We start from the raw sequence: 21,594 nt of genomic DNA, 5'->3' as shown, positions 1-21,594 counted from the left end.
CTTTATTAAAAATTAACATTTACACCCAAAGTAAAACTTCTCACAATAGGGCTTGCACCTTCTTGGTATCCGTAGGTGGTTGGACCCGCATAACCATCATTTTCGATCTCTACACCTTCAGGGTTAAATGAGGTATAATTATCTGCCATTATATACAACAAATTGGTAGCTGCAACATATACCCTCATAGAACCTATGCCAATTTTATCCGTTAGGTCAGGATCAAGAGTATACCCTAAGGTTATGTTTCTTAGAGCGGTAAAGGAAGCATCTTGAATCCCAGAACCATGTGCATTTCTAGTCTCTTGATAAAACTTGCCACTGGCATCGGCAATACCGTCATTATTGGCATCAAAACTGGACTTTAATCTACCTCCAAATTGTGATTTCCAGTAAATGGGGTCTATATTGTAAAGTTCTGCTCCTTGAGATCCTTGGAATTGGAACGAAAAATCAAAATTCTTTATGCTCATGGAACTAGAAAGTCCCCAATAGAAATCCGGTGTTGCGGATCCTAACTTTACATAATCTCCTTCATAGGTAATTTCTCCGTCACCGTTTTGGTCTACAACATACCATTCTCCGGCACCAAATCCAACGCCTCTGGAGGGATCTGACATATGTATCGTTTCAACCTCACCAGTTACTTCATAACCCCACATTTCACCAATTTCACCTCCTACATAGTTTCTAAATTCAGGACCTCTACCACTCGGTCCACCGTAAATTTGCCTGGGCAGTTCGGTCAGTTCACCTAGATTGGTAATTTCTGATTTAGCAGTTGATAAATTGGCGTTGATATTCCAAGAGAAGTTTTGATTGGTAATTATTTTTGTATTAAGTTCAAATTCCAAACCGGAACTGGTCACATCACCGCGATTAAGTTTTATAGCTGGTGTTCCAAGAACTTCAGAAACACTTTGATTGATCAACATATCTTGTACATCGGACGTATAGTAATCTACACTCAATCTAATTCGGTTATTTATAAACCCTGTATCAACCCCATAGTTTGTCTCTTTATTGGTTTGCCATGTTAGATCTGGGTTTGCTATATCCTCAGGAATTAGAAACCCTGTCCCGAAAGCGGTCGGTGAGGTACCTAAAATACTTAATGAGTTGTATGACCCTAAGAAGGAAGCGGTTCCTAAAGACCCGGTACTAAACCTAAGTTTAAATAGGCTAAACGCATCAGCATTTCCGAAAAAAGATTCATTATGAATATTCCAGCCTAAGGATAGTGCTGGGAATACTGCGTATTTTTCATTGGCCCCAAATCGTGAATCACCATCTCTCCTAATGGATGCCGATAATAGATAACGATCATCAAACGCGTAGGCAATTCTTCCAAAAAAACCATTTCTTGATTGAGTCTCATCTATCTCGTTGGTAATCACATCTGCAGGATCAAAAAAGTCATAATTTAAAGGTAGGCCAAATGGGACGTTCGATCCATTGTTGACAATTCCCTTATAATAGGTATTTACAAACTCCATTCCCGCCACCGCAGAAATATCGTGCTTATCAGCAAATACTTTTGCATAATTTAAAGTAGTTGTACTTAACACGGTAGATTTTTTTATATTGGATATATCCAACTCTGTTTGATTGGAACGCTGTTGGCCATCCGATAATATTCCGTGATATTCGTAGGTCTGGGTATCTTCAAGATCTGCTCCAAAAACGGTTTTAATATTTAAACCCTCTATGATTTCATATTGTAGATAAGAACTTACGTTCCCAAAATATGTCTTTTTCCATCTTTGTGAATTATCAAACTTCGCCGCTACACCTGCATCTCCTGTTCCTCCAATACCATTTTGATTTCTACCGTATTGCCAATCGTGAACTACATCACCTGGTTGCAGATCATAGATACTTGTAGGATCCAGACCTATACCTCTATAATCTTGGTCAAATGATCTGCCTATGTTATTTCCTGTAAATCCAGAATTAAATAATGCCTGTCTTTTTTGATCCAATTGTTGAACGAAATCTATTGAGGCTTGCGTATGGTATATAGGACTTATGCTATATGATCTCAAAAGATCTCTCATTTCCCAAGGAACAATATCTTGCTTGCCATAATATCCGTTCATACTCAATCCGGCCTTTAATTTGGCACCCAAGTTGGCATCTAGGTTCATACGTCCGTTATATCTTTCATAACCTTGCCCTTTTACAATACCTTCAGTGTTCAGATAGCCAAGGGAGGCAAAAGCTTTTATATTTTCAGACCCTCCGCTCACGCTGAAATCATGGCTAGTTGAACTACCATTTTTGAAAAGCCAATCTTCTATACTTACTACATCAGGCGCATTAGCGTATGCATCCAGTCTGTAAGCCAATAAACCTGGGTCGGTTTCGGAAAGATCATAAGCACTAGTTTGTAACTCATTGGCCCATTCCCCTGCAGTCTTAAGCATTTCAATGTCCTTTACATACTTGCTTGAAGTGCTTGTATATGAATTGTAATTAAAATTGACTTTTCCTGCTTTACCTTTTTTGGTGGTTACCAAAATAACACCATTTGCACCCAAAGAACCATAAATAGCAGCTGAAGCAGCATCTTTTAATACCTCTAAGCTTTCTATATCGTTAGGGTTAACGGTTGCTAGATTACCTGAAATTGGATAGCCATCCACAACAATTAACGGCCCTGAGTCACCTGAAACAGATGAAGCTGCCCTTATTTGGATCTTTGGATCGGCACCAGGTTCTCCGCTTTGATTTTGAATCCTTACCCCAGACAACTTACCTGCCAGAGCATCATCCACACGGGCCACTTGAACAGCAGCAACCTCATCCCCGCCTACTTTGGCTACCGCTCCGGTAAGATGTGATTTTTTTATAGTACCATATCCAACTACCACAACCTCATCAAGTTGACTTGCATCTTCTTGCAGGGTGATATTCAATTGTTCTTGATTTGTAATTGGTATAGATTGGCTTACAAAGCCCAAAGACGAGAACTGTAGTACATCCCCATTTTTTACCTCAATTTGGTAATTTCCATCAAAGTCGGTTGCCGTACCGGTAGTAGTATTGGCTATAATTACATTCACTCCAGGCACTGGAATCTGGGCAGCATCCGTTACCGTTCCGGACAGTATTCGTCCATCTTGGGCGAACAGTGCAATATTGAATAACAATACTACTGTTAGAATTAAATTGGTTTTGAATTTCATTAGTGATTTAATTAAGTTAGTAATAAATTCTGGCTCATTTGCCGTGGGTACCTTTAATGTGATATTGTTCACATTTAATCCTTCAACTTACTAAAACACATTGCTGCACTAATATTCAATGAAATTACTTAGTTTTGCAGTAAATATGTAATTAGTATTATTTGCATGTTTTGGTATTACTTCCCTTCAGAATGAAGTAATCTTTTTACAAAAGGATGGGTGTGCGCCCGTCCTTTTTTTTGTTAAATTCTAGGGTTTATTATTAAGTGTCTTTCTTTTAACATGGTCTTGTTGTTTTAAGTTTTTCTGGTAAACCAAATTGGTTAACCAGTTTGGTTTACCAAATATATGTTATTTAATTGTTAATTAAAAATTTAATTACAATTTTTGTGTGTTAAATTTTTCTATCTGCTAATTGGAGCTTGTAGAAATTATCAAATTCGTATTTGATCTATTCTATGAAAAGGCAAGTCCACCGTTAATATCGATGTTTGCCCCTGTAATAAAGGAAGTTTCAGAAGATGCCAGGCAGGCCACTGCATTTGCAATTTCCTCTGCCGAGCCTTCCCTGCGAAGCGGGGTCATTCCTGCTACTTTCTCCCGTACTTCATCTGTGGTGAAGGTGTCGTGAAAGGTGGTGGCAATCATACCGGGACAAAGGGCATTTACCCGAATATTTTTTGGGCCCACCTCTTTGGCCAGACCTCTAGTAAAGGTCATTATAGCTCCTTTTGATGTTGCATAGGCTATAGATCCACCGCCCCCACCATCCCTACCGGCCTGGGAGGCTATATTTACTATGGAGGCCCCAGATTTCATATGGGGCAAAACTGCCTTGGTGACCAAGAAAGTTGAATTAAGATTTAATTTAATCACCTTGTCAAAAAAAGCTTCGTCCATCTCAGCTACTGTCTTTCGGGCAACCAGGCCACCGGCATTGTTTACCAGTACGTCTATAGTATCACCATAATTGCCAATGGTTTCCTTTATGAGTCTATCTACTTCGGATTTCTTGGTCACATCCGCCTTGACAATGATGGCTTCCCCACCGGCCGATTTAATTGCGTTCAGAGTTTCTTTGGCATTTGCTTCATTGCTATAGTAATTTACTACAACCTTAGCACCTTCCTTGGCCAATTTAATGGAAATGGCCTTTCCAATATCTCTAGTGCCACCTGTAACAATGGCTATTTTTCCTTTTAAATTCATATGTGTTGTTTATGACATAAAGTCTTCCCGAAAAGGGCGTTTTTTTTATTATGACTTCTTATCTCCAAAATACGATACCTCTCCACCGCTCAAGAAATCTTCTCTTACAGGACTAAATGTGTCAATTAGTATCCCTTCTTCCAAACAAACTGCACTATGCAATAGATTAGGTTCAATATAAACTCCATCTCCTGCTTCTACAATTTTCTTTTCTCCATTAATTTCAAATTCAAATTTACCTGAAGCACAATAGGTAGCTTGTGTATGAAAATGTTTATGTGGGGAACCTAATGCTCCTTTTTCAAACTTCACTTTTACCATCATGATTTGGTTATCGTACCCCAAAAACTGTCTTGATACTCCTCCTCCAAGTTCTTCCCATTCCATTTCTTTTGTGGTGATGTACTTTTTACTAAATCGTTTCATTTTTTTATGATTTTAATATGTCTTTACTCTTTTTTAATAGCGATCAACTGCTTTATGTAAATCAATTCCATTTACTTTGGTGGTGTACCCTGACCTACTGTTGCTTCCCTAAACCATACTTCCGTATAACAGCCATTTTCATATTGTTTGGCGATATCACCTCCATAGGTTTCCGCACCTGCAAACCAAACCATATTGGTTTCGGGACTTTTTCCATTGGTCTGGTTGTACGCCCCTTGTTTAAAATAATTCAACTCTCCACTATAAGCAGTGGTACGTTCAGTTCCATCTTGACCTATGGGAACAAATAATTTCTTCATCTGTGCAGGAAAGTCCGATTTTTTTACATATTCAGATGAGATTAGATTTTTGGTAAATGTTTTAGTTTCGTGATCTTCACTTTTGAAGGTTAGATACATGATTCCCTTATAAACATTTACTTCATAACTGAATTCTTCACCCAATTCAATTCCATTTTTAGGCTCAGCGGGATAGTCGTTTTTACCTTTTCCAATGACAGACATATCGTGCCCCCAAACAGCATTGGAATATTCCCACCTTCCGGAATTGTCATCACCTTCTGGATTGATTTCATAATTCCAAAAGACCGAACCTTTAGTGTGACCAGGAAACTTCTTGTAAAATATTTTTAGTGGTTCATTTTCATGTCCTTCACCACTGTGAATTTGCCCGACAACAGTTGAATAAGAGGCAGCAACTCTGGCATCTCCAGAAATGGAGACCTGCATTACCTTGCAGGTACCTGTTAGTTTACCACCATCTTCAGGGAGCCATTCTCTTTTTTCGTGTAGTTCGGTTCTTGTATTACTGGAGTTTTTTGAAGTGACACCAGAATTTGGAGTTTTGTAGACTACCCAACGTCTTGTACCGTCAATCACGGTGTAGAAGAAATCTTTGTGTTCGAACTCCGTGATATCTTCCACCTCCGTGCCGTCACCCAACAATATTTTAAATTTATCCATAAAAGGAATTACCTCATTTGGGTAAACCGTTTTCGAACTTAAGCCATCATTCGCTTCGAAATAACCTGCATTCGAAATGGCATCATCGCTGATTGTGATATCTGCTGATTTAAACCAAACCTCGGCGTAATTGCCATCTGCATATTGTTTTTGTAGATCACCACCATGGGTTTCGGCACCAGAACACCAGACTTTATTGATTTTAGGGTCTTTCCCGTTGGTTTGGTTATACGTGCCCAATTTGAAAAATAGGCCCTCGCCGGTATACGCTTCTTTGCGCTCCAGGCCATCCTGCCCTATGGGTACAAATAATTTCTTGGTTTGCTCTGGCATGTCTGAACGATTTGCATATTCAGAGGAAATAAGATTTTTAGTGAATTTTTTGGTCTCATGGCCTTCACTCGTGAATGTTAGATACATCATACCTTCCTTAATGACTACTTCATAAGTGAATTCTTCACCTAAAGCAATTCCGTCAACCGGTTCAGGGGGATAGGTGTTTTCATCAGTACCGACAACAGAAAAGTCATAGCCCCATATAGGATATGAATAATCCCATCTTTTGGAATTATCATCACCTGCAGTATTTATTTCGTAATGCCAAAAGACAGAGCCTTTTTCATGCCCAGGAAATTTTTTATAAAAGATTTTAAGTGGTTCGTTTTCATGCCCATCTGCACTGTGAATCTGACCAACCACTACTGAATACGTTGAAGCAACGCGGGCATCGCCGGTAGTTGACACGTTCATTACCTTTAGGGTAGCTTTCATAGTAGCTTCTGTCATTGGTGACCACTTCTTTAATTGGGCCAATTCGGTTCTTGTATTGTTCGAGGTACCATGGGTATTTCCTGCATTTGGAGTTTTGAATACGACCCAATCCCCATGATCATCACTCGCAGTATAAAAGAAATTCTTGTTCTCATAGTCAAGTGCTTGGCCTACATTAGAGCCATCACCTAGGATCAAATTCCAATGTTGAAAAAATGGTATGATGTCGTTTGCACTGCGACCTAAGGCTACATTGTCAGTTTTGTCTGTAGATTCTTGTTTTTTGTTTTCTTTACAGCTAATAAATAGCAAAATGGTACTTATCATGAATAAATAATGTACCGAAACCGAATTGAATACTTTAAAGTTCATATTATATGGGTTATGTTTTCTATAAAAACCGTAAAAAGCTATTTTTTTAACGGCAAGGATAATTTCTTCAACAATCTAAAAGAAACCTTCTATCAGATGGTTTTACCTGCACTTCTACGATAACGAAAGCCATTAAAAAACATAGCGAAAGTGATTTTGTAAAAATTGGTTTACCAGATTGGTTTACCAAAAATACGCAAATTTGTGGAACCACCAAATATTTAACATTAAATCCATCTGTTTTATCTTTAATTAATAATATTCTATCTATGAAATTGCTAATTCGGCAAATATGAATTTTGCTCTAAGAGGGTATTGTATAGGGGGTATTCAAAAAAGAATTTGGGATTAAGGTTCTTTATTCCAAAAGACCGCTAAATAATAGACCTTATAAGATCTAATCAAATTAGAAGCAATGGTATTACATCGCTTGGATAAATTGTGGCTTTTGAATCTTGATTATTGGACCTCTTAGCGGTATTAAGAGAGCTATTTATTACTGCTATATGAGCTGGTACGAATAATTTTGCAATTATGGCGGCCATTTTAATAGGTTTTAATTTTTGTTTATTTCTTTTTAATTAGAAACATTGGATGTAATCCTTGCAAAGTGGCTTAATGAAAGGGGGATTGGTTTAGTACAGTAATTTCATTTCTAAATTCTCTTCAACACGGATTTCCCCTGAATTGCTTATCTCATTGTCCGAATAGGTATTGTTTTTCGCTCCCCAAAGTAAGGCTACCAGTTTTACCGGATTGTTTTTAAAGGTGTTTTTGGAAATATCGACATTAACAATGCCATGGGAGTTGATCAGAATTCCACTTTTTTCTTGTGCCCCACAATTTGTGAAGGTGCTGTTGGTGACCAACAGATTCCCACCAATGGTAGATTCGTCATAACCTCCACGATAGTAGTCGATCACATTGCTTTTTACATTGGAGAACCGGCAATTATTTATAGTTAGGTATTCAGTGTTATAATCTCCTAGATCATTAGTTTCTTCTGATAGTTCCAAACCATTTTCGCAGTTTAAAATTGAAGTGTTTTCAAAGGTGATACGTTCTGCAAAGGACTCTTTATAGACCTTTAAGACATAATTAAAATCATTGATATCACAATCGGCAACCGTTAACCCAAAATGTGTAAACATATTTTCTTTTAAACTGGCAAATGCATGTTGGGCATTATTTCCTTTTAATGTTACATTTTTCAGATTTAAAAAGCCTTTAGGTTGAAGTTGGAATAATGGTGAATTTTCTGCTCCTGAATAATTTAGGACAACTTTTGACTTATCCAAAGATTGAATGGTCAGCTTTTTATTGATTATCAAGGATTTCGGGATATCATAATTTCCCGCTTCCAGTGAAATTATATCCCCATTATCCGCTTCATTTATTTTTGTTTGTAGATTTTCTGTTTTTGCAACAACTAGCATTTTAGGTTGAGGAGCTTCTGCTGTAGCTGAATACCAACTTGGACCATATTTGGACCGGTCCAAAATTTTTGGGTCTTTAAAATCCGTATTCGTGAAGGCTCCAATAGAATTGTTTTTGGCCCTGGAATTTCCAACTAAATCTTTCGAAATTTTTTCAAATTCGAACCCATGGTAAGGTTCAATATCTATTTTGGATGAAGGGATAAAAATATTTTCACCGATTTCTTTAATATTAAAATTAACGGGCTCCAATCCTTCATAGGATTTAAAATCTACACCTTGATTATTGATGGCGTTGCTTCTAAAGGTCACTCCATCGGCCTTATCGTGTTCCACAACCGGTGAAGCATCACCTTTTTCATTATAAATTACGTTGTTGGCAATTATTGTCCTTATGGGTCTGGCTGAACGAATTTCAGAAGAAGGCAAAACATCTTCCTGACTTAAATTTTGACCAACTCCGAATTGCCAGGGGGAATCGCAATTTATGTAGGTATTATAAGCGACCACTACATCTGTAACCTGATTGTATCTGTTTAGGGGTGATTTTGGAATTCCGTTCATCACGGCCAGGGCACTTCTAAAATTCTTCCCTTTTATATTGTAGAAGTAATTGTTGGTTACCCAATGCCCAGTATTGATTATTCTGATACCTCCTATGTTTTCGTTTTTACCATCGCCAATAAAGTAATTGCCATCAATAGTGCAATAATTACCGTGTCTTGTTACCAAAGAACCTTCGCTTTTGTAGAATACATTATTTCTGAACTCATTGAAGTTGGTTTTACTGGAAATAATTTCAACTTCGCCATTGCACTCTTCAAATAAATTATTTGCAACCTTTGTATAACTTGGGGACATTGATGAATAGCTATTGCCAATTTGAATAGTCTCGCCACTTGCACCCCCTTTTGGAGGTCTAGGCCCAAAATGGTTGTTAATGATCTGATGGTAATTCTTTATGCTCTCATTGCCTTCCAGATCCACCCTAATAGTTGGGCCACGATTTGTTTTTCCGGCAATATAACTGTTGCTCAGGGTATTGTGTCTTCCCCAAAATTGAACCCAAAGATCCGTATCATCACGATGCATTTTATTAAAATCCTCAATAACGCAATTGGTAACGGTGCAGTGATTGCCTATCATATTTTCGTCCACCCTAAATTCCAATACTGCTTCGCTCGGGGAATGACCATTTCTAAAGTGCAGACCATCGACCACTAAGTACTTCCCTCCTAATTTTAAATCGGATACCCCTTCAATAAAAACTTTTCCAGGTGTTTCAGCTTTAATTGTAATTGGCTTGTCTTCTGTGCCTTCACCTATAAATTTGATTTGGACATCTTTCCATATACCATTGGCCATAACAATGTTATCCCCAGCCTGTACATTTTTTATGGCTTCTTCCAATTCTTCAGGAGTGCCTACGGTTTTGGTATTAAGATTGGTCTTTTCCCCACAAGCGCCGATAATAAACAAAAAGCAAAATAATGTTACTAGTCTTGTCATAATTAATGAATTTTATGTAGCACTTATAATTATTAATTGGTTAACCAGATTGGTTAACCAAAAATACGTATATTTGTTGGACTAACAAATATTTAACATAAAAACTGTGTAATAATCTATAAAGCAACCTATAAAATGAAGAAAAGGACAATTTATGAAAGAAGAGATTTTGTTAAACTTGCCGCAATGGCTGGTGCTGCCTTACCATTGATGGGATTTGATGAATCCATTTTTAATCCTATTTCCAAATCGAGCGGGAATCTGGAAGTGCATTTATTTTCCAAACATCTTCAGTTCCTTAACTATAAGGATATGTCCGAGGCGGCGGCGGAAATGGGTTTTGACGGATTGGATTTGACGGTAAGGCCAGAGGGGCACGTATTGCCAGATCGTGTATCGGAGGATTTGCCTAAGGCGGTCGAGGCCATGAAAAAATATGGTCTAAACCCTAGACTGATGACCACCAACGTTATTGATGTTAATAACAAGGAACATAGATCCGTGTTGGAAACAGCCAGCAAAAGTGGATTTTCCCATTATCGTACTGCTTGGCTAAGCTATCCTGAGAACAGGGAGATTTCTGAAAGTCAGACTATCTATGGCGAACAATTGAAGAATTTGGAAGTTCTAAATAAACAGCTGGGTCTTATCGGCTGTTATCAAAATCATGCAGGTAATCACGTAGGGGCGCCCATATGGGATTTGCCGCCTATTCTTCAGGCTACCAAAAATGCAAATATTGGTTGCCAATATGATATAAGACACGCCGTTGTGGAAGGGGGCAGCAGTTGGGAACTCGGGTTGCGACTTATTAGACCTTTTATTAAAACCATAGTCATTAAAGATTTTAAATGGGGAACCGTCAATGGACAATGGAAGCCCATCAATACTCCGTTGGGGGAGGGGATGGTAGATTTTGATCGCTACTTTTCATTGCTCAAAAAATATAAAATAAACGTGCCTGTTTCCCTGCACTTGGAGTACGGGTTGGGAGGTGCTGAACACGGCGCGACTGAAATCACCATAGATAAAAAAGAAGTCTTTGCACAAATGAAAAAGGATTTGACCTTCCTTCAGGAAGCTTGGCAAAGAGCGGAATAAATAGGGATAACCAGAGCATAACAATATGGACTACACAACAAATTCTACAAAAGAGAAATTAAGAAAAGTCAGTACCGCCACTATTGCTACCTGTCTTTTTAAAAAAGGATTGAAAAAACAATTTATTCAGGACATTAAACCTTTAAAATTGGGTAAGCCTACTATGGTAGGGGAGGCCTATACCTTGCGTTATATACCGGCCCGTGAAGATTTAAATACTATTGAAGTGTTCAAGGACCCTAAACATCTACAACGGGTAGCGGTTGAAGAGTGTCCCAAAGGCGCTATTTTGGTTATTGATAGCAGAAAGGATGCCCGAGCTGCTTCCGCGGGTTCCATATTGGTCACCCGATTGATGGTAAGAGGGGTCTCGGGAATTGTAACAGATGGCGGTTTCCGGGATTCCGCTGAAATTGCCGAGTTGAATATTCCCTCTTATCACAATAGACCATCGGCACCCACCAATCTTACCTTGCACCAGGCCATTGCCATTAACGAACCCATTGGATGTGGTGATGTGGCTGTCTTTCCAGGAGATATTTTGGTAGGGGACGATGATGGGGTTATGGTAATCCCTGCCGCTATTTCCGATGAGGTGGCCGACGAATGTTTGCAAATGACCCTATTCGAGGAATTCGTGATGGAAAATGTACAAAATGGACGATCAATTGTTGGACTATACCCTTTAGTGGATAAAAAAATTGCTGAAGAATTTGAGGCTTGGAGGGCAAATAAAACTTAAAACAATTAAACTATAACATTCTTGAGCAGTGGTAACTAAGCAATAAAACTGTTGTACTTCTAGTGGGTTTTGCTCCATCCCGGAAGTGCAAACTGAGTTTTTTTAATATCGTGAACCCCCCTTGTTCCTATGGCATTGTACTTCCTAGATCCCGAAAATCTGATTTTAGGGCATTGTACCGGTAACCGTGTCCAAAAAACAGGTTTGCTGGTCACTAATTTAATTGCCCTGAAAAAGGAATGGATTGTTAGCCCTTAGATAATGGAATAATGTTTATTAAGATTCTAGTAAAGACTTTTAGTGGTAATGCGAAATTAAGTAATTTGTACTCCTATTCAGTTTGACTTAAAAAAGAATCAACAAAACTTGAAACTATTTCTTATGATTTTAAAGTATACACATCGTATTATTCTTTTCCTAATTTTAAGTCTAACCGTTGGTGCAAAGGGTCAATCCAAACAACATCCCAACGTAATCTTGATCATTACGGATGACCAAGGCTACGGAGATTTGGGGATTACGGGGAACCCCCATGTGCAGACACCGGTTATTGATGCCATGGCAAGTGAAAGTGTTAGGTTCAATAATTTTTACGTTTCTCCTGTTTGTGCTCCCACCAGATCCAGTTTAATGACAGGACGATATTCCTTGCGTACAGGAATGCGGGACACCTACAATGGGGGAGCCATTATGGCTTCCAACGAAGTAACCATTGCTGAAATGTTGAAACAGGCCGATTATAGTACCGGGGCTTTTGGTAAATGGCATTTAGGCGATAACTTTCCGAGTAGGCCAAGTGATCAAGGTTTTGATGAATCCGTAATTCATCTTTCTGGGGGTATGGGTCAGGTTGGAGATATTACCACTTATTTTAAAGGGGATAGAAGTTATTTTGACCCTGTACTATGGCATAATAACCAGCAAGAGCCTTATGACGGGTATTGTTCGGATATTTTTACCGATCAAGCCATCAATTTTATTGATAAAAATAAGGAGTCCCCTTTTTTCTGTTATTTGGCATTTAATGCACCTCATACCCCTTTGCAAGTTCCTGATTCCTATTATCAAAAATACAAGGACATAGACCCCTCTTCTGGTTTTGGTAAGGACGGTAAGCCTTTTCCCGAAATGAGCGAGAAGGACAAGGAAGATGCTAGAAAGGTATACGCCATGGTCAACAATATTGATGACAATCTAGGGAAACTCTTCAAAAAATTGAAAGACTTGAAGCTCACGGAAAACACGCTTGTAATTTTCATGACAGACAATGGTCCCCAACAAACCAGATATGTGGGTGGTATGAGGGGACTTAAGGGAGATGTTTACAATGGGGGTGTCCGAGTGCCGTTTTATTTGAAATATCCAGCTCTTTCCAAAGGCAATATAGATGTGGAAACTATGACTGCGCATTTGGATGTTTTGCCTACCTTATCCGCAATTTGTAATGTGGAAATGCCCAAGGACAGGGTAATAGATGGTAAAAGCTTGGTTCCTTTAATAAAGGGCCAGCAAGTAGAGTGGGCCGATCGTTCCTTGTTTTTTTATTGGTCCCGGCGTTATCCCGAGTTGTACAATAATATGGCCATTCAAAAAGCTGGGTATAAACTAGTGGGAAAAACGGACTATAACGCCACTATTGAAGAGTTCGAATTGTTTCAGCTTACCAAGGATCCATATGAACAGTACAATGTGTTAAAGGAGAATAAAGCATTGGCCATAGACCTTAAAAAGGAATTGGATAAAATATATAATGAGTTGATCATTTCTGAAAATCTTGTGAACCCTCCAAAAATTTTGGTCGGTACCCCAAACGAAAACCCTGTCATTTTAAATAGGAATGATGCTGGTGGGGAACGCGGTATTTGGAATCAAGAGGAAATTTATGGTCATTGGGAAACTGATATTGAAGAGGGCTATTATGATATTACATTTAAGTTTGTAAAGCCTGTAGCAGCCAATGGTAAAATGGTTTTGGAAGCCAATACCCTGGTAAGACAAATGGAAAACAAAGATGGGAATACCGATATAATTCAGATGGAGAAGGTTTATTTTCCAAAAATGACGGGCAAGCTTTTACCTTTTTATGCAGTGGACAACAAAAATATATTTCCGTTTTGGATGGAAATGGAAAAGGTGGATTAGGAAGCTAACGGATATTTTTATCACTCATTTTCAAGGAAGGGGATGTATTTTTTTGGTCGGAATTTTCCCGAAGAGTTACCTTAAATAATTGTTGCACAATACCTTTATTGGCGTACATTCGCGCAAAATATTTATGTCCATGGAAAGTAGGGTAAAAGCAGTTGAGGCGTTATTCGCCGTTTTGGATCGGGAGATAGCTACTTTTCAATCCGAATCGGGTCTGGGCTGTAAAGCAGGTTGCGGTAAATGTTGCACCCATCCGGACATAGATGCTTCCCCTTTGGAATTTTTGCCATGGGCTTTCCATCTCTTTTTAAATGGGAAGGCAGAAACTACCTTAGAGGAATTAAGGGTAAATAGCAGTTCTCTGTGCTATTTGTACAGGCCACTTTCTGTGCTTGATAGTAATAGCGGAAGCTGTGGCGATTACAAGTATCGTGGATTAATATGCCGACTGTTTGGATATGGGGCAAGCAGGGATAAACTGGGACAACTCCGTTTGGCCACCTGCAAGATCATTAAGGAGAATCAGGCCGAACGTTACGAGTATGCCCAAGCAGCTATGAAGAATGGACTATACGTGCCTATTTTTACGGACTACTATATGAACCTCAATCAAATAGATTTTAGGATGGGCAACAGTATTCTACCTATCAACAAGGCCATGAAGGCTGCCATAGAGGAAGTACTTCAATATTATGCCTACCGTCCCTTTCCGGAAGGGCATAAGGTTATCGCATAATCTCATACTTTATACTTAATTAGGGTATTCCAGGTCTTTTGTGGTGGAAAAATCTATTAATTCCTCCACGGATTCATTTTGTACGGTTAAAGAAGAGTGTTTTGACTTTTTTACTTAGTTTTGAAAATGCCGTATGCTGGAACATTCTTTGGGATAACTAGATATGTTTTTCCTTCATAACCGGCGGATATCAACAAACTATTTATAAGTAAAATAATTAAAAGATAATTGTATGAAAGTGAGACTATTTTTGACTACACTGTTTGTTATTGGTGCCGTACTAAGTGCATTTGCATCCCAGATAGATACCTTGAACGTCAAGAGTAGATCAATGAATAAATCCATAGCCAATCTGGTAATTTTGCCTGATAGCTATACTGAGCAAAAGCAAGGTTATCCGGTGCTTTATCTGTTACACGGAGCAGGAGGCGACCATACGGATTGGGTAACCAAGGTAGGGGCCATTAAAGGGTATGCGGACACATATAACATGATTATAGTCTGTCCTGATGGAAGTAAGACCAGTTGGTACTTTGATAGTCCTGTAGATCCATCCATGCGATATGAGACCTATGTTTCCGAAGAACTTGTTCAGGCCGTGGATAAGAAATACAATACTCTGGCCAATAGAAAATCTAGGGCAATTACGGGCTTAAGTATGGGGGGTCATGGGGCATTTTACCTAGCCTTTAAAAATCAGGAGGTTTGGGGAGCTGCCGGAAGTATGAGCGGGGGACTGGATATACGTCCTTTTCCTGAAAATTGGGACCTCTCCCTACGCTTGGGCGATTATGCCGTAAATCGGGACAATTGGGAAGATAATACGGTAATCAATATGGTGTATTTGTTGAAAAAAGACAACCTAAAGCTCATTTTTGATTGTGGAGTTAATGATTTCTTTTATGATGCCAATAACAGAATGCACCAAAAATTGATGGAAAGAAATATTCCCCATGATTATATAGAGCGACCTGGAAGCCATAATTGGGATTATTGGGCTAATGCCGTTCAATACCAACTATTGTTTTTTGATAATTTTTTTAGATCCTAAAGTTAGGTTATAGTTCTTGTTGACTTTGATTGGGGTGTCAATTCGCTATTGATATTTTGGGAATTACGCCTTTAAATCTATTTCTTTAAGGTTCTCTATTCTGTTGCGTACCAAGAAGGCATCTATGGTCTCGAAATGTTCTATGACGCGTTTGTTCTTGAATTCGAACACCTTTTGAGAAAGTCCTTGTAGAAAATCCCGGTCGTGGGAGACCAATATAAGTGTGCCATCAAAGGCAAGTAGTGCTTCTTTAAGCACGTCCTTGGATTTTAGGTCCAAATGGTTGGTAGGCTCATCCAAGATCAAAAGATTTACCGGTTCCAATAGCAATTTAACCATGGCCAATCTGGTTTTTTCCCCTCCAGAAAGTACACTTACCTTTTTTTCCAGGTCATCACCGCTAAACATAAACCTGCCTAGGATATTTTTGATCTGTGTACGTACGTCTCCTTCTGCTACTTCATCCACGGTCTGGAAGATGGTAAGTTCAGGGTCTAACAAGGAGGCTTGGTTTTGGGCAAAATAACCAACTTTTACATTGTGTCCCAAACTGCATTTTCCCTCTACTTCAATTTCACCCAAAATGGCCTTGATCATAGTAGATTTTCCTTCGCCGTTTCTCCCTACAAAAGAAACCTTTTCGCCACGCGAAATAGAGAGATTGGCATCTTTGAAAACCACATGGTCGCCATAACTTTTGGAAAGTCCTTCGGCTGTAACCGGATAGTCGCCCGAACGTATGGAAGGAGGAAACCTTAACTTCAAGGCTGTTGTATCCACTTCATCGATTTCTATGATCTGTAATTTTTCCAACATTCTTTCCCTGGAGGTAACCTGGTTGGTTTTGGAATAGGTGCCTTTAAATCGATCAATAAAGGCCTGGTTGTCCGCAATAAACTTTTGCTGTTCCTGATAAGCCTTTATTTGATGGCTTCGTCTGTCTTCCCTCAATTGAAGGTAGTGGGTGTAGTTGGCCTTGTAATCATAGATCCTGCCCATGGTTACTTCTATGGTTCTGTTGGTAATATTGTCAATAAAGGTTTTATCATGGGAAATTACAACGACCGCCTTTGCTTTGTTCAAAAGGAAATCCTCCAGCCAAATTACAGATTCGATATCTACATGGTTGGTAGGCTCATCCAAAAGGATCAGGTCCGGCTTTTGCAATAATATCTTGGCAAGTTCTATTCTCATTCGCCACCCACCACTGAATTCACTGGTAAGGCGATGAAAATCTTCACGTTTAAACCCTAGTCCCCTCAGCGCTTTTTCAACCTCTGCCTCATAGTTTATTTCCTCTAGCGCATAGAATTTCTCGCCTAGGTCCGATACTTTTTCAATGATATTCATATAGGCGTCCGATTCATAATCGGTCCGGGTTTCCAATTCCTTGTTCAGGCGTTCAATTTCATCGCGCATGCTAAAGATTTCCTTAAAGGCTTTGGAGGCTTCCTCGAAAACGGTACAGCTGTCATCTGTTAGTAAATGCTGGGGCAAATAGGCAATTACGGCGTCCTTTGGATAACGAATATGACCACGGGTAGCTTTTTGCTCCCCTGCAATTATCTTCATCATGGTGGATTTTCCAGCCCCGTTTTTTCCCATAAGGGCAATCTTATCGTTTTCATTGATAACAAAGGAAACATCACTAAATAAGGTGTCACCACTAAACTCCACCGCTATTGCATCTACAGATATCATATCTCAAATTTAAGTCTGCAAAACTATAAAAAAGGGGGATACCCAGCGCATTTTATTGGGGCATTGGACGAATGTTTTTTATAGACGCTATAAAGAAGCTGTTTAATACTTCGTTCAACCATGAAATACCTATTTTTAAGGAACAACAGCCCCAGGGCCCAAAACTTATCCCTTTGCTGTGTTAAAGCGATGGTAGCAAAGTTTTAAACATTGGGTTTTTCAGGGCTTTTATGGTGAATAGCCAATCCATTTTGGATTATTATTTCGATCTTGTCCTCTTTCGGAGTTTCATGAGTCGGTCTTTGTAGTAAGCCTTCAGTTCGTCCACAAAGCTCATTGGGTTTTTGTACTCCGTCAATACTTTGTAGGTATGCCTGTTTTTGGTCTCAGCCAATTCCTCCTGCAGTTTTTTAAGTTCCATCTTTAAGTACGCAAGTTCGGGACCTTTTGAGGGTTCTTGTATTTGGGGAGGCATTATCAAGGTGTTGCCACTAAAAATGTGCGCGTGATAGGCTTTTAGAGCGGCCAAATCCCCGGATCGGTATATTTCTATGAGCTGGGTTGTAATCTCCGTAGCCAAATCCAATTTATCGGTTTGCATAGAAAATTTATCGGGATGTACATATAACATGGCCTCTCGGTACAATTGTTTCCTTAACTGTTGTTCCCTTGAATTTTTTTCTGGAATCGGTTTCGATTGGTTGGAGGTAAGGATTCCTGTTTGGTCATAGTTTTTTCCGCGCTGTTTTTGTGCCAAACGTTTGGCCTTTTTTGCTTTTTTCTGTTGCTTATAGAGCAGTGAAAGTTCTTGTTCCTCAATTAATTCATCTTCGATTTCGGCACGAAGAAGGTTTTCAAAAACGGATGTTTTATGTATTATTTCATTGATTTCCATTTGCAGGCGGTTAATCTCCGCCTGAAGGAGTTGAATTTGGGTTGGGAGTTCACTGGGAAGGTGATTTTTACTCATGGGTTCCGGGTGATAGCAATCTTATTTTGATGGCAATTTAAACAATAAAAATTGCCTAAACGGAGTTCTTATGGTGTTGTGCCCACCAAAGGAATAAAGTAGTAAAAATATTATGGGCATGCCAGTTGCCCAGTTTTATTATAAATTTTATTGTGTATAAAACAATTTTGATTCAAAAAAATAAAGAGATGAAAAATTTTAAAGGTATTGTGAAGTTTGGATTGGTAGTATGCATCATGTTATTGGGGCATTCTTCCTTTGCTTCTCAAAATGTAAATCAATTGGCTATTGAGGTAAATAAAAGTCCCACACTTTTTGGCGAGGAAAATTTTCTGGGCAATTGGAAGTATTCTGCTGAAAATGTGCCTTACGAGTATGCTAGGGGGATATTGTTTATCTCTAAAAAGGAAGGTATACTTACGGTTATTGTTGCTTTAAGAGGTGGGGAACGCAAGGCACAGGATGTTAAGGTAGAAGAGAATACTTTGACATTTGTGCTTAATTTGGAGGGCCAATTAGTATCCGTGAGTATCACCACGGACGGAGATAAAATAAGTGGAAAGGCAAGTTCTGAGGACGGTATTTTCCAATTAACAGGAGAAAGGCGTTTGGATCCTGAATAGGATTTGGATATTTAACCTTTTTTGGGGAGGCTTAGATTCCCTTAAGTCATAAAAAAAAACCGAAGTTCTTAACTTCGGTTTTTTTCTTTTAAAAAATATTTCCCTTAAAAGGTAATTGGCAAGGAAACTCTAGTATTTCCCCATCCTAAAACCATATGGGTACCATTATCAACATCTTTATAAGCAATGGAAAAGGCGTCCAATGATTCGGATGCGTTGCTCACACTGGCGGGTACACGTACTACGTCCGCATCTTCCTGATAGGAATAGGCACCCCATTGATTTAAATTTTTGTTCAAAATTACGGTCCACTCCTTATCACCTGGGATAGTGAATAGGGAATAAGTACCAGCGGCAACAGATTTACCACCTACAGTAGCATCCTTATAAAAAATAATTTCAGGGGCTTCGTTGGCTCCAGTTCTCCAAACCTTTCCAGCTGGGGCAAGTTCAGAAATTGAACGTCCTTTTAATTGTGGGCGACTATAAGTTACCCGAACCAATTTTTCTGAAACTTTATAATCAGTAGGATAGGAGGCAATGTCCGCTGGACTCTTGTCCAATCCGCTGAATTTCTGTGCCATAGCCTCAGAACTAAAGGCCAAAGCAATAACCATAAGTGTAATCGTAAATAAATTTTTCATTTTCTTTTGTTTTAGTGATTGTCAAATTTAAGTAGTATTCCTATTAATTTGAATTAAAAGTCGGTAAATTTTGGACACCTTACAAAATAGAGGGTTGGTGTAAGTGAATTCATTTATATTATGACAATATAGTGGTATTTGATCATTAATAGTTTTAAATTATAACTAATTATGGGTTTTGTATTTTATAATATATATATTAACTGGATATTTGCTTTAAAATTGACATAAATATTATTGTATGTGTGGAATTGTATGTGCATTTGATGTAAAGGAGAGTACAGAGGTTTTAAGGCCTCAATTATTGGAGATGTCTAAGAAAATTAGACATAGGGGACCTGACTGGAGTGGGATATATGCTAACGATAAGGCTATTTTAGCGCATGAACGTTTGTCTATTGTGGATCCGGCATCAGGGAAACAACCTTTATTCAGTCCGGATAAGAAATTGGTTTTGGCCGCTAATGGTGAAATTTATAACCATAGGGAGTTGCGTAAGCAGTTTGCAGGAACCTATAATTTTCAGACAGAGTCGGATTGTGAAGTGATCTTGGCCTTGTATCAAAAAAAAGGGGTCGACTTCTTGGATGAAATGAATGGTATCTTTGGTTTTGCTATCTATGATGCTGAAAAAGATGAGTACTTTATTGCTAGAGATCATATGGGAATCATTCCCTTATATATAGGTTGGGATGTTAATGGTACTTTTTATGTGGCTTCCGAATTAAAGGCGTTGGAAGGAACTTGTACCAAAATACAGTTGTTTCCTCCGGGGCATTACCTGCATAGTAAGGATGGGGAATTTAAGAGATGGTATTCCCGTGATTGGATGGAATATGATGCGGTAAAGGATAATGAGACTAGCATACAGGCCATTAAAGAGGCTTTAGAGGCTGCGGTGCATAGACAATTAATGTCCGATGTTCCTTATGGTGTTCTGCTCTCAGGGGGATTGGATTCTTCGGTAACCTCGGCTATTGCAAAGAAATACGCCCAGAAAAGAATTGAATCGGACGATACTACCGATGCTTGGTGGCCACAATTACATTCCTTTTCGGTTGGTTTGGAAGGATCTCCCGATTTGGCAGCGGCACAAAAGGTGGCGGAACATATCGGTACGGTGCACCATGAGATAAAATTTACAATTCAAGAAGGATTGGATGCTATAAAAGATGTCGTTTATAACCTGGAAACCTATGATATAACAACAATTAGGGCATCCACTCCAATGTATCTTATGGCCAGAGTGATAAAATCCATGGGTATTAAAATGGTTTTATCAGGAGAAGGAGCAGACGAATTATTTGGAGGTTATTTGTACTTCCATAAAGCGCCAAATGCTAAGGAATTCCATGAGGAAACGGTCCGTAAATTGGACAAGCTACATATGTACGATTGTCTAAGGGCCAACAAATCTTTGGCAGCTTGGGGTATAGAAGGGCGAGTGCCATTTTTGGATAAGGAATTTATGGACGTGGCTATGAGAATCAATCCTCAGGATAAGATGATCAACGGTGAGCGTATGGAGAAATGGGTGGTTCGTAAGGCTTTTGAGGATATGTTGCCAGAAAGTGTTGCCTGGAGACAAAAGGAACAATTTTCGGATGGAGTTGGTTATAGCTGGATAGATACCTTAAAGGAGGTTGTTAAGAACGAAGTTACGGATGATCAATTGGCCAATGCCAAATACAGATTCCCACTGCAGACACCTACCTCCAAGGAAGAGTTTTATTACCGCTCCATTTTTGAAGAGCATTTTCCATCCGATGCTGCTGCATTATGTGTTCCCCAGGAACCTTCGGTAGCATGTAGTACCAGAATTGCACTGGAATGGGACGAGGCCTTTAAAAACATGAACGATCCGTCTGGAAGGGCTGTATCCAAAGTGCATTCCGATGCTTATGTAAAATAATGCAGCCGGAATAGGCAATAAGAATTCTATAGATCAAGTTTTTAGTTTATTAGTGTACAAGAGGCATCTTTT

Annotated in this window: 15 protein-coding genes; 7 read left to right on the top strand and 8 right to left on the bottom strand. The window is 39.0% G+C overall.

Annotated features, from left to right (window positions below; all coding sequences use genetic code 11):
• Nucleotides 1-5: 5 nt before the first annotated feature.
• The 5 genes from MWU82_RS11605 to MWU82_RS11580 all read right to left on the bottom strand — a co-directional run bounded on the left by MWU82_RS11605 (nucleotide 6) and on the right by MWU82_RS11580 (nucleotide 9,894).
• Entirely contained in the window at nucleotides 6-3,188 is a 3,183-nt protein-coding gene (locus MWU82_RS11605; RefSeq protein WP_215946365.1) for a TonB-dependent receptor, read from the bottom strand.
• Nucleotides 3,189-3,644: 456 nt separating this feature from the next.
• Nucleotides 3,645-4,397 carry a glucose 1-dehydrogenase gene (locus MWU82_RS11600; protein ID WP_215946366.1) on the bottom strand — a complete coding sequence of 251 codons (753 nt, stop codon included), beginning with the start codon at nucleotides 4,395-4,397 and terminating at the stop codon, nucleotides 3,645-3,647.
• A gap of 48 nt (nucleotides 4,398-4,445) precedes the next feature.
• Entirely contained in the window at nucleotides 4,446-4,823 is a 378-nt protein-coding gene (locus MWU82_RS11595; RefSeq protein WP_215946367.1) for a cupin domain-containing protein, read from the bottom strand.
• 71 nt (nucleotides 4,824-4,894) lie between these two features.
• A complete protein-coding gene (locus MWU82_RS24375) occupies nucleotides 4,895-6,949 on the bottom strand; it encodes a polysaccharide lyase family 7 protein (protein ID WP_348646985.1) in 2,055 nt (684 codons plus the stop codon).
• Between the two features lie 635 nt (nucleotides 6,950-7,584).
• Nucleotides 7,585-9,894, bottom strand: coding sequence for a chondroitinase-B domain-containing protein (locus MWU82_RS11580; RefSeq protein ID WP_247096505.1), 2,310 nt, complete (start codon nucleotides 9,892-9,894; stop codon nucleotides 7,585-7,587).
• A gap of 135 nt (nucleotides 9,895-10,029) precedes the next feature.
• On the opposite strand from MWU82_RS11580, the gene MWU82_RS11575 reads away from it, so the two are divergent.
• The 5 genes from MWU82_RS11575 to MWU82_RS11555 all read left to right on the top strand — a co-directional run bounded on the left by MWU82_RS11575 (nucleotide 10,030) and on the right by MWU82_RS11555 (nucleotide 15,672).
• Nucleotides 10,030-10,995, top strand: a complete 966-nt coding sequence (locus MWU82_RS11575) for a TIM barrel protein (protein ID WP_215946369.1) — start codon at nucleotides 10,030-10,032, stop codon at nucleotides 10,993-10,995.
• Nucleotides 10,996-11,020: 25 nt separating this feature from the next.
• Nucleotides 11,021-11,737 carry a ribonuclease activity regulator RraA gene (locus tag MWU82_RS11570; protein ID WP_247096504.1) on the top strand — a complete coding sequence of 239 codons (717 nt, stop codon included), beginning with the start codon at nucleotides 11,021-11,023 and terminating at the stop codon, nucleotides 11,735-11,737.
• Between the two features lie 381 nt (nucleotides 11,738-12,118).
• A complete protein-coding gene (locus MWU82_RS11565) occupies nucleotides 12,119-13,879 on the top strand; it encodes an arylsulfatase (RefSeq protein WP_247096503.1) in 1,761 nt (586 codons plus the stop codon).
• A 139-nt stretch (nucleotides 13,880-14,018) separates the two neighbouring features.
• Complete coding sequence (locus MWU82_RS11560) at nucleotides 14,019-14,621, top strand: YkgJ family cysteine cluster protein (protein ID WP_348646984.1); 603 nt, start codon at nucleotides 14,019-14,021, stop codon at nucleotides 14,619-14,621.
• Nucleotides 14,622-14,853: 232 nt separating this feature from the next.
• Nucleotides 14,854-15,672 (top strand): alpha/beta hydrolase family protein, encoded by an 819-nt coding sequence (locus MWU82_RS11555; RefSeq protein ID WP_247096502.1) that lies wholly within the window; start codon nucleotides 14,854-14,856, stop codon nucleotides 15,670-15,672.
• Between the two features lie 63 nt (nucleotides 15,673-15,735).
• On the opposite strand, the gene MWU82_RS11550 is transcribed toward MWU82_RS11555, so the two are convergent.
• The gene (locus MWU82_RS11550) at nucleotides 15,736-17,373 is read right to left on the bottom strand and encodes an ABC-F family ATP-binding cassette domain-containing protein (protein ID WP_215946373.1); all 1,638 of its coding nucleotides are present in this window, start codon (nucleotides 17,371-17,373) and stop codon (nucleotides 15,736-15,738) included.
• Between the two features lie 259 nt (nucleotides 17,374-17,632).
• On the bottom strand, nucleotides 17,633-18,343 hold the full coding sequence (locus MWU82_RS11545; protein ID WP_215946374.1) for a hypothetical protein: 711 nt from the start codon (nucleotides 18,341-18,343) through the stop codon (nucleotides 17,633-17,635).
• Between the two features lie 188 nt (nucleotides 18,344-18,531).
• Between MWU82_RS11545 and MWU82_RS11540 the strand changes: the two genes are divergently transcribed.
• Nucleotides 18,532-18,966, top strand: coding sequence for a hypothetical protein (locus tag MWU82_RS11540; RefSeq protein WP_215946375.1), 435 nt, complete (start codon nucleotides 18,532-18,534; stop codon nucleotides 18,964-18,966).
• Between the two features lie 104 nt (nucleotides 18,967-19,070).
• Here the strand turns inward: MWU82_RS11540 and MWU82_RS11535 are convergent, their stop codons facing one another.
• On the bottom strand, nucleotides 19,071-19,610 hold the full coding sequence (locus MWU82_RS11535) for a DUF2911 domain-containing protein (RefSeq protein WP_247096501.1): 540 nt from the start codon (nucleotides 19,608-19,610) through the stop codon (nucleotides 19,071-19,073).
• Between the two features lie 241 nt (nucleotides 19,611-19,851).
• Here MWU82_RS11535 and asnB point away from each other — a divergent pair, with 241 nt between their 5' ends.
• The gene (gene asnB / locus MWU82_RS11530) at nucleotides 19,852-21,522 is read left to right on the top strand and encodes an asparagine synthase B (RefSeq protein ID WP_215946377.1); all 1,671 of its coding nucleotides are present in this window, start codon (nucleotides 19,852-19,854) and stop codon (nucleotides 21,520-21,522) included.
• The last annotated feature ends 72 nt before the right edge of the window (nucleotides 21,523-21,594 follow it).

It is taken from the genome of Arenibacter sp. S6351L (assembly GCF_023016025.1).
Lineage (GTDB): Bacteria > Bacteroidota > Bacteroidia > Flavobacteriales > Flavobacteriaceae > Arenibacter > Arenibacter algicola_B.
This window is presented reverse-complemented; position numbering and strand designations above follow the sequence as displayed.

Excerpts from the sequence above, each read along its gene's own strand:
- MWU82_RS11605 (WP_215946365.1), bottom strand. The coding sequence starts at position 3,188 with ATGAAATTCAAAACCAATTTAATTCTAACAGTAGTATTGTTATTCAAT.
- MWU82_RS11600 (WP_215946366.1), bottom strand. The coding sequence starts at position 4,397 with ATGAATTTAAAAGGAAAAATAGCCATTGTTACAGGTGGCACTAGAGAT.
- MWU82_RS11595 (WP_215946367.1), bottom strand. The coding sequence starts at position 4,823 with ATGAAACGATTTAGTAAAAAGTACATCACCACAAAAGAAATGGAATGG.
- MWU82_RS24375 (WP_348646985.1), bottom strand. The coding sequence starts at position 6,949 with ATGAACTTTAAAGTATTCAATTCGGTTTCGGTACATTATTTATTCATG.
- MWU82_RS11580 (WP_247096505.1), bottom strand. The coding sequence starts at position 9,894 with ATGACAAGACTAGTAACATTATTTTGCTTTTTGTTTATTATCGGCGCT.
- MWU82_RS11575 (WP_215946369.1), top strand. The coding sequence starts at position 10,030 with ATGAAGAAAAGGACAATTTATGAAAGAAGAGATTTTGTTAAACTTGCC.
- MWU82_RS11570 (WP_247096504.1), top strand. The coding sequence starts at position 11,021 with ATGGACTACACAACAAATTCTACAAAAGAGAAATTAAGAAAAGTCAGT.
- MWU82_RS11565 (WP_247096503.1), top strand. The coding sequence starts at position 12,119 with ATGATTTTAAAGTATACACATCGTATTATTCTTTTCCTAATTTTAAGT.
- MWU82_RS11560 (WP_348646984.1), top strand. The coding sequence starts at position 14,019 with ATGGAAAGTAGGGTAAAAGCAGTTGAGGCGTTATTCGCCGTTTTGGAT.
- MWU82_RS11555 (WP_247096502.1), top strand. The coding sequence starts at position 14,854 with ATGAAAGTGAGACTATTTTTGACTACACTGTTTGTTATTGGTGCCGTA.
- MWU82_RS11550 (WP_215946373.1), bottom strand. The coding sequence starts at position 17,373 with ATGATATCTGTAGATGCAATAGCGGTGGAGTTTAGTGGTGACACCTTA.
- MWU82_RS11545 (WP_215946374.1), bottom strand. The coding sequence starts at position 18,343 with ATGAGTAAAAATCACCTTCCCAGTGAACTCCCAACCCAAATTCAACTC.
- MWU82_RS11540 (WP_215946375.1), top strand. The coding sequence starts at position 18,532 with ATGAAAAATTTTAAAGGTATTGTGAAGTTTGGATTGGTAGTATGCATC.
- MWU82_RS11535 (WP_247096501.1), bottom strand. The coding sequence starts at position 19,610 with ATGAAAAATTTATTTACGATTACACTTATGGTTATTGCTTTGGCCTTT.
- asnB (WP_215946377.1), top strand. The coding sequence starts at position 19,852 with ATGTGTGGAATTGTATGTGCATTTGATGTAAAGGAGAGTACAGAGGTT.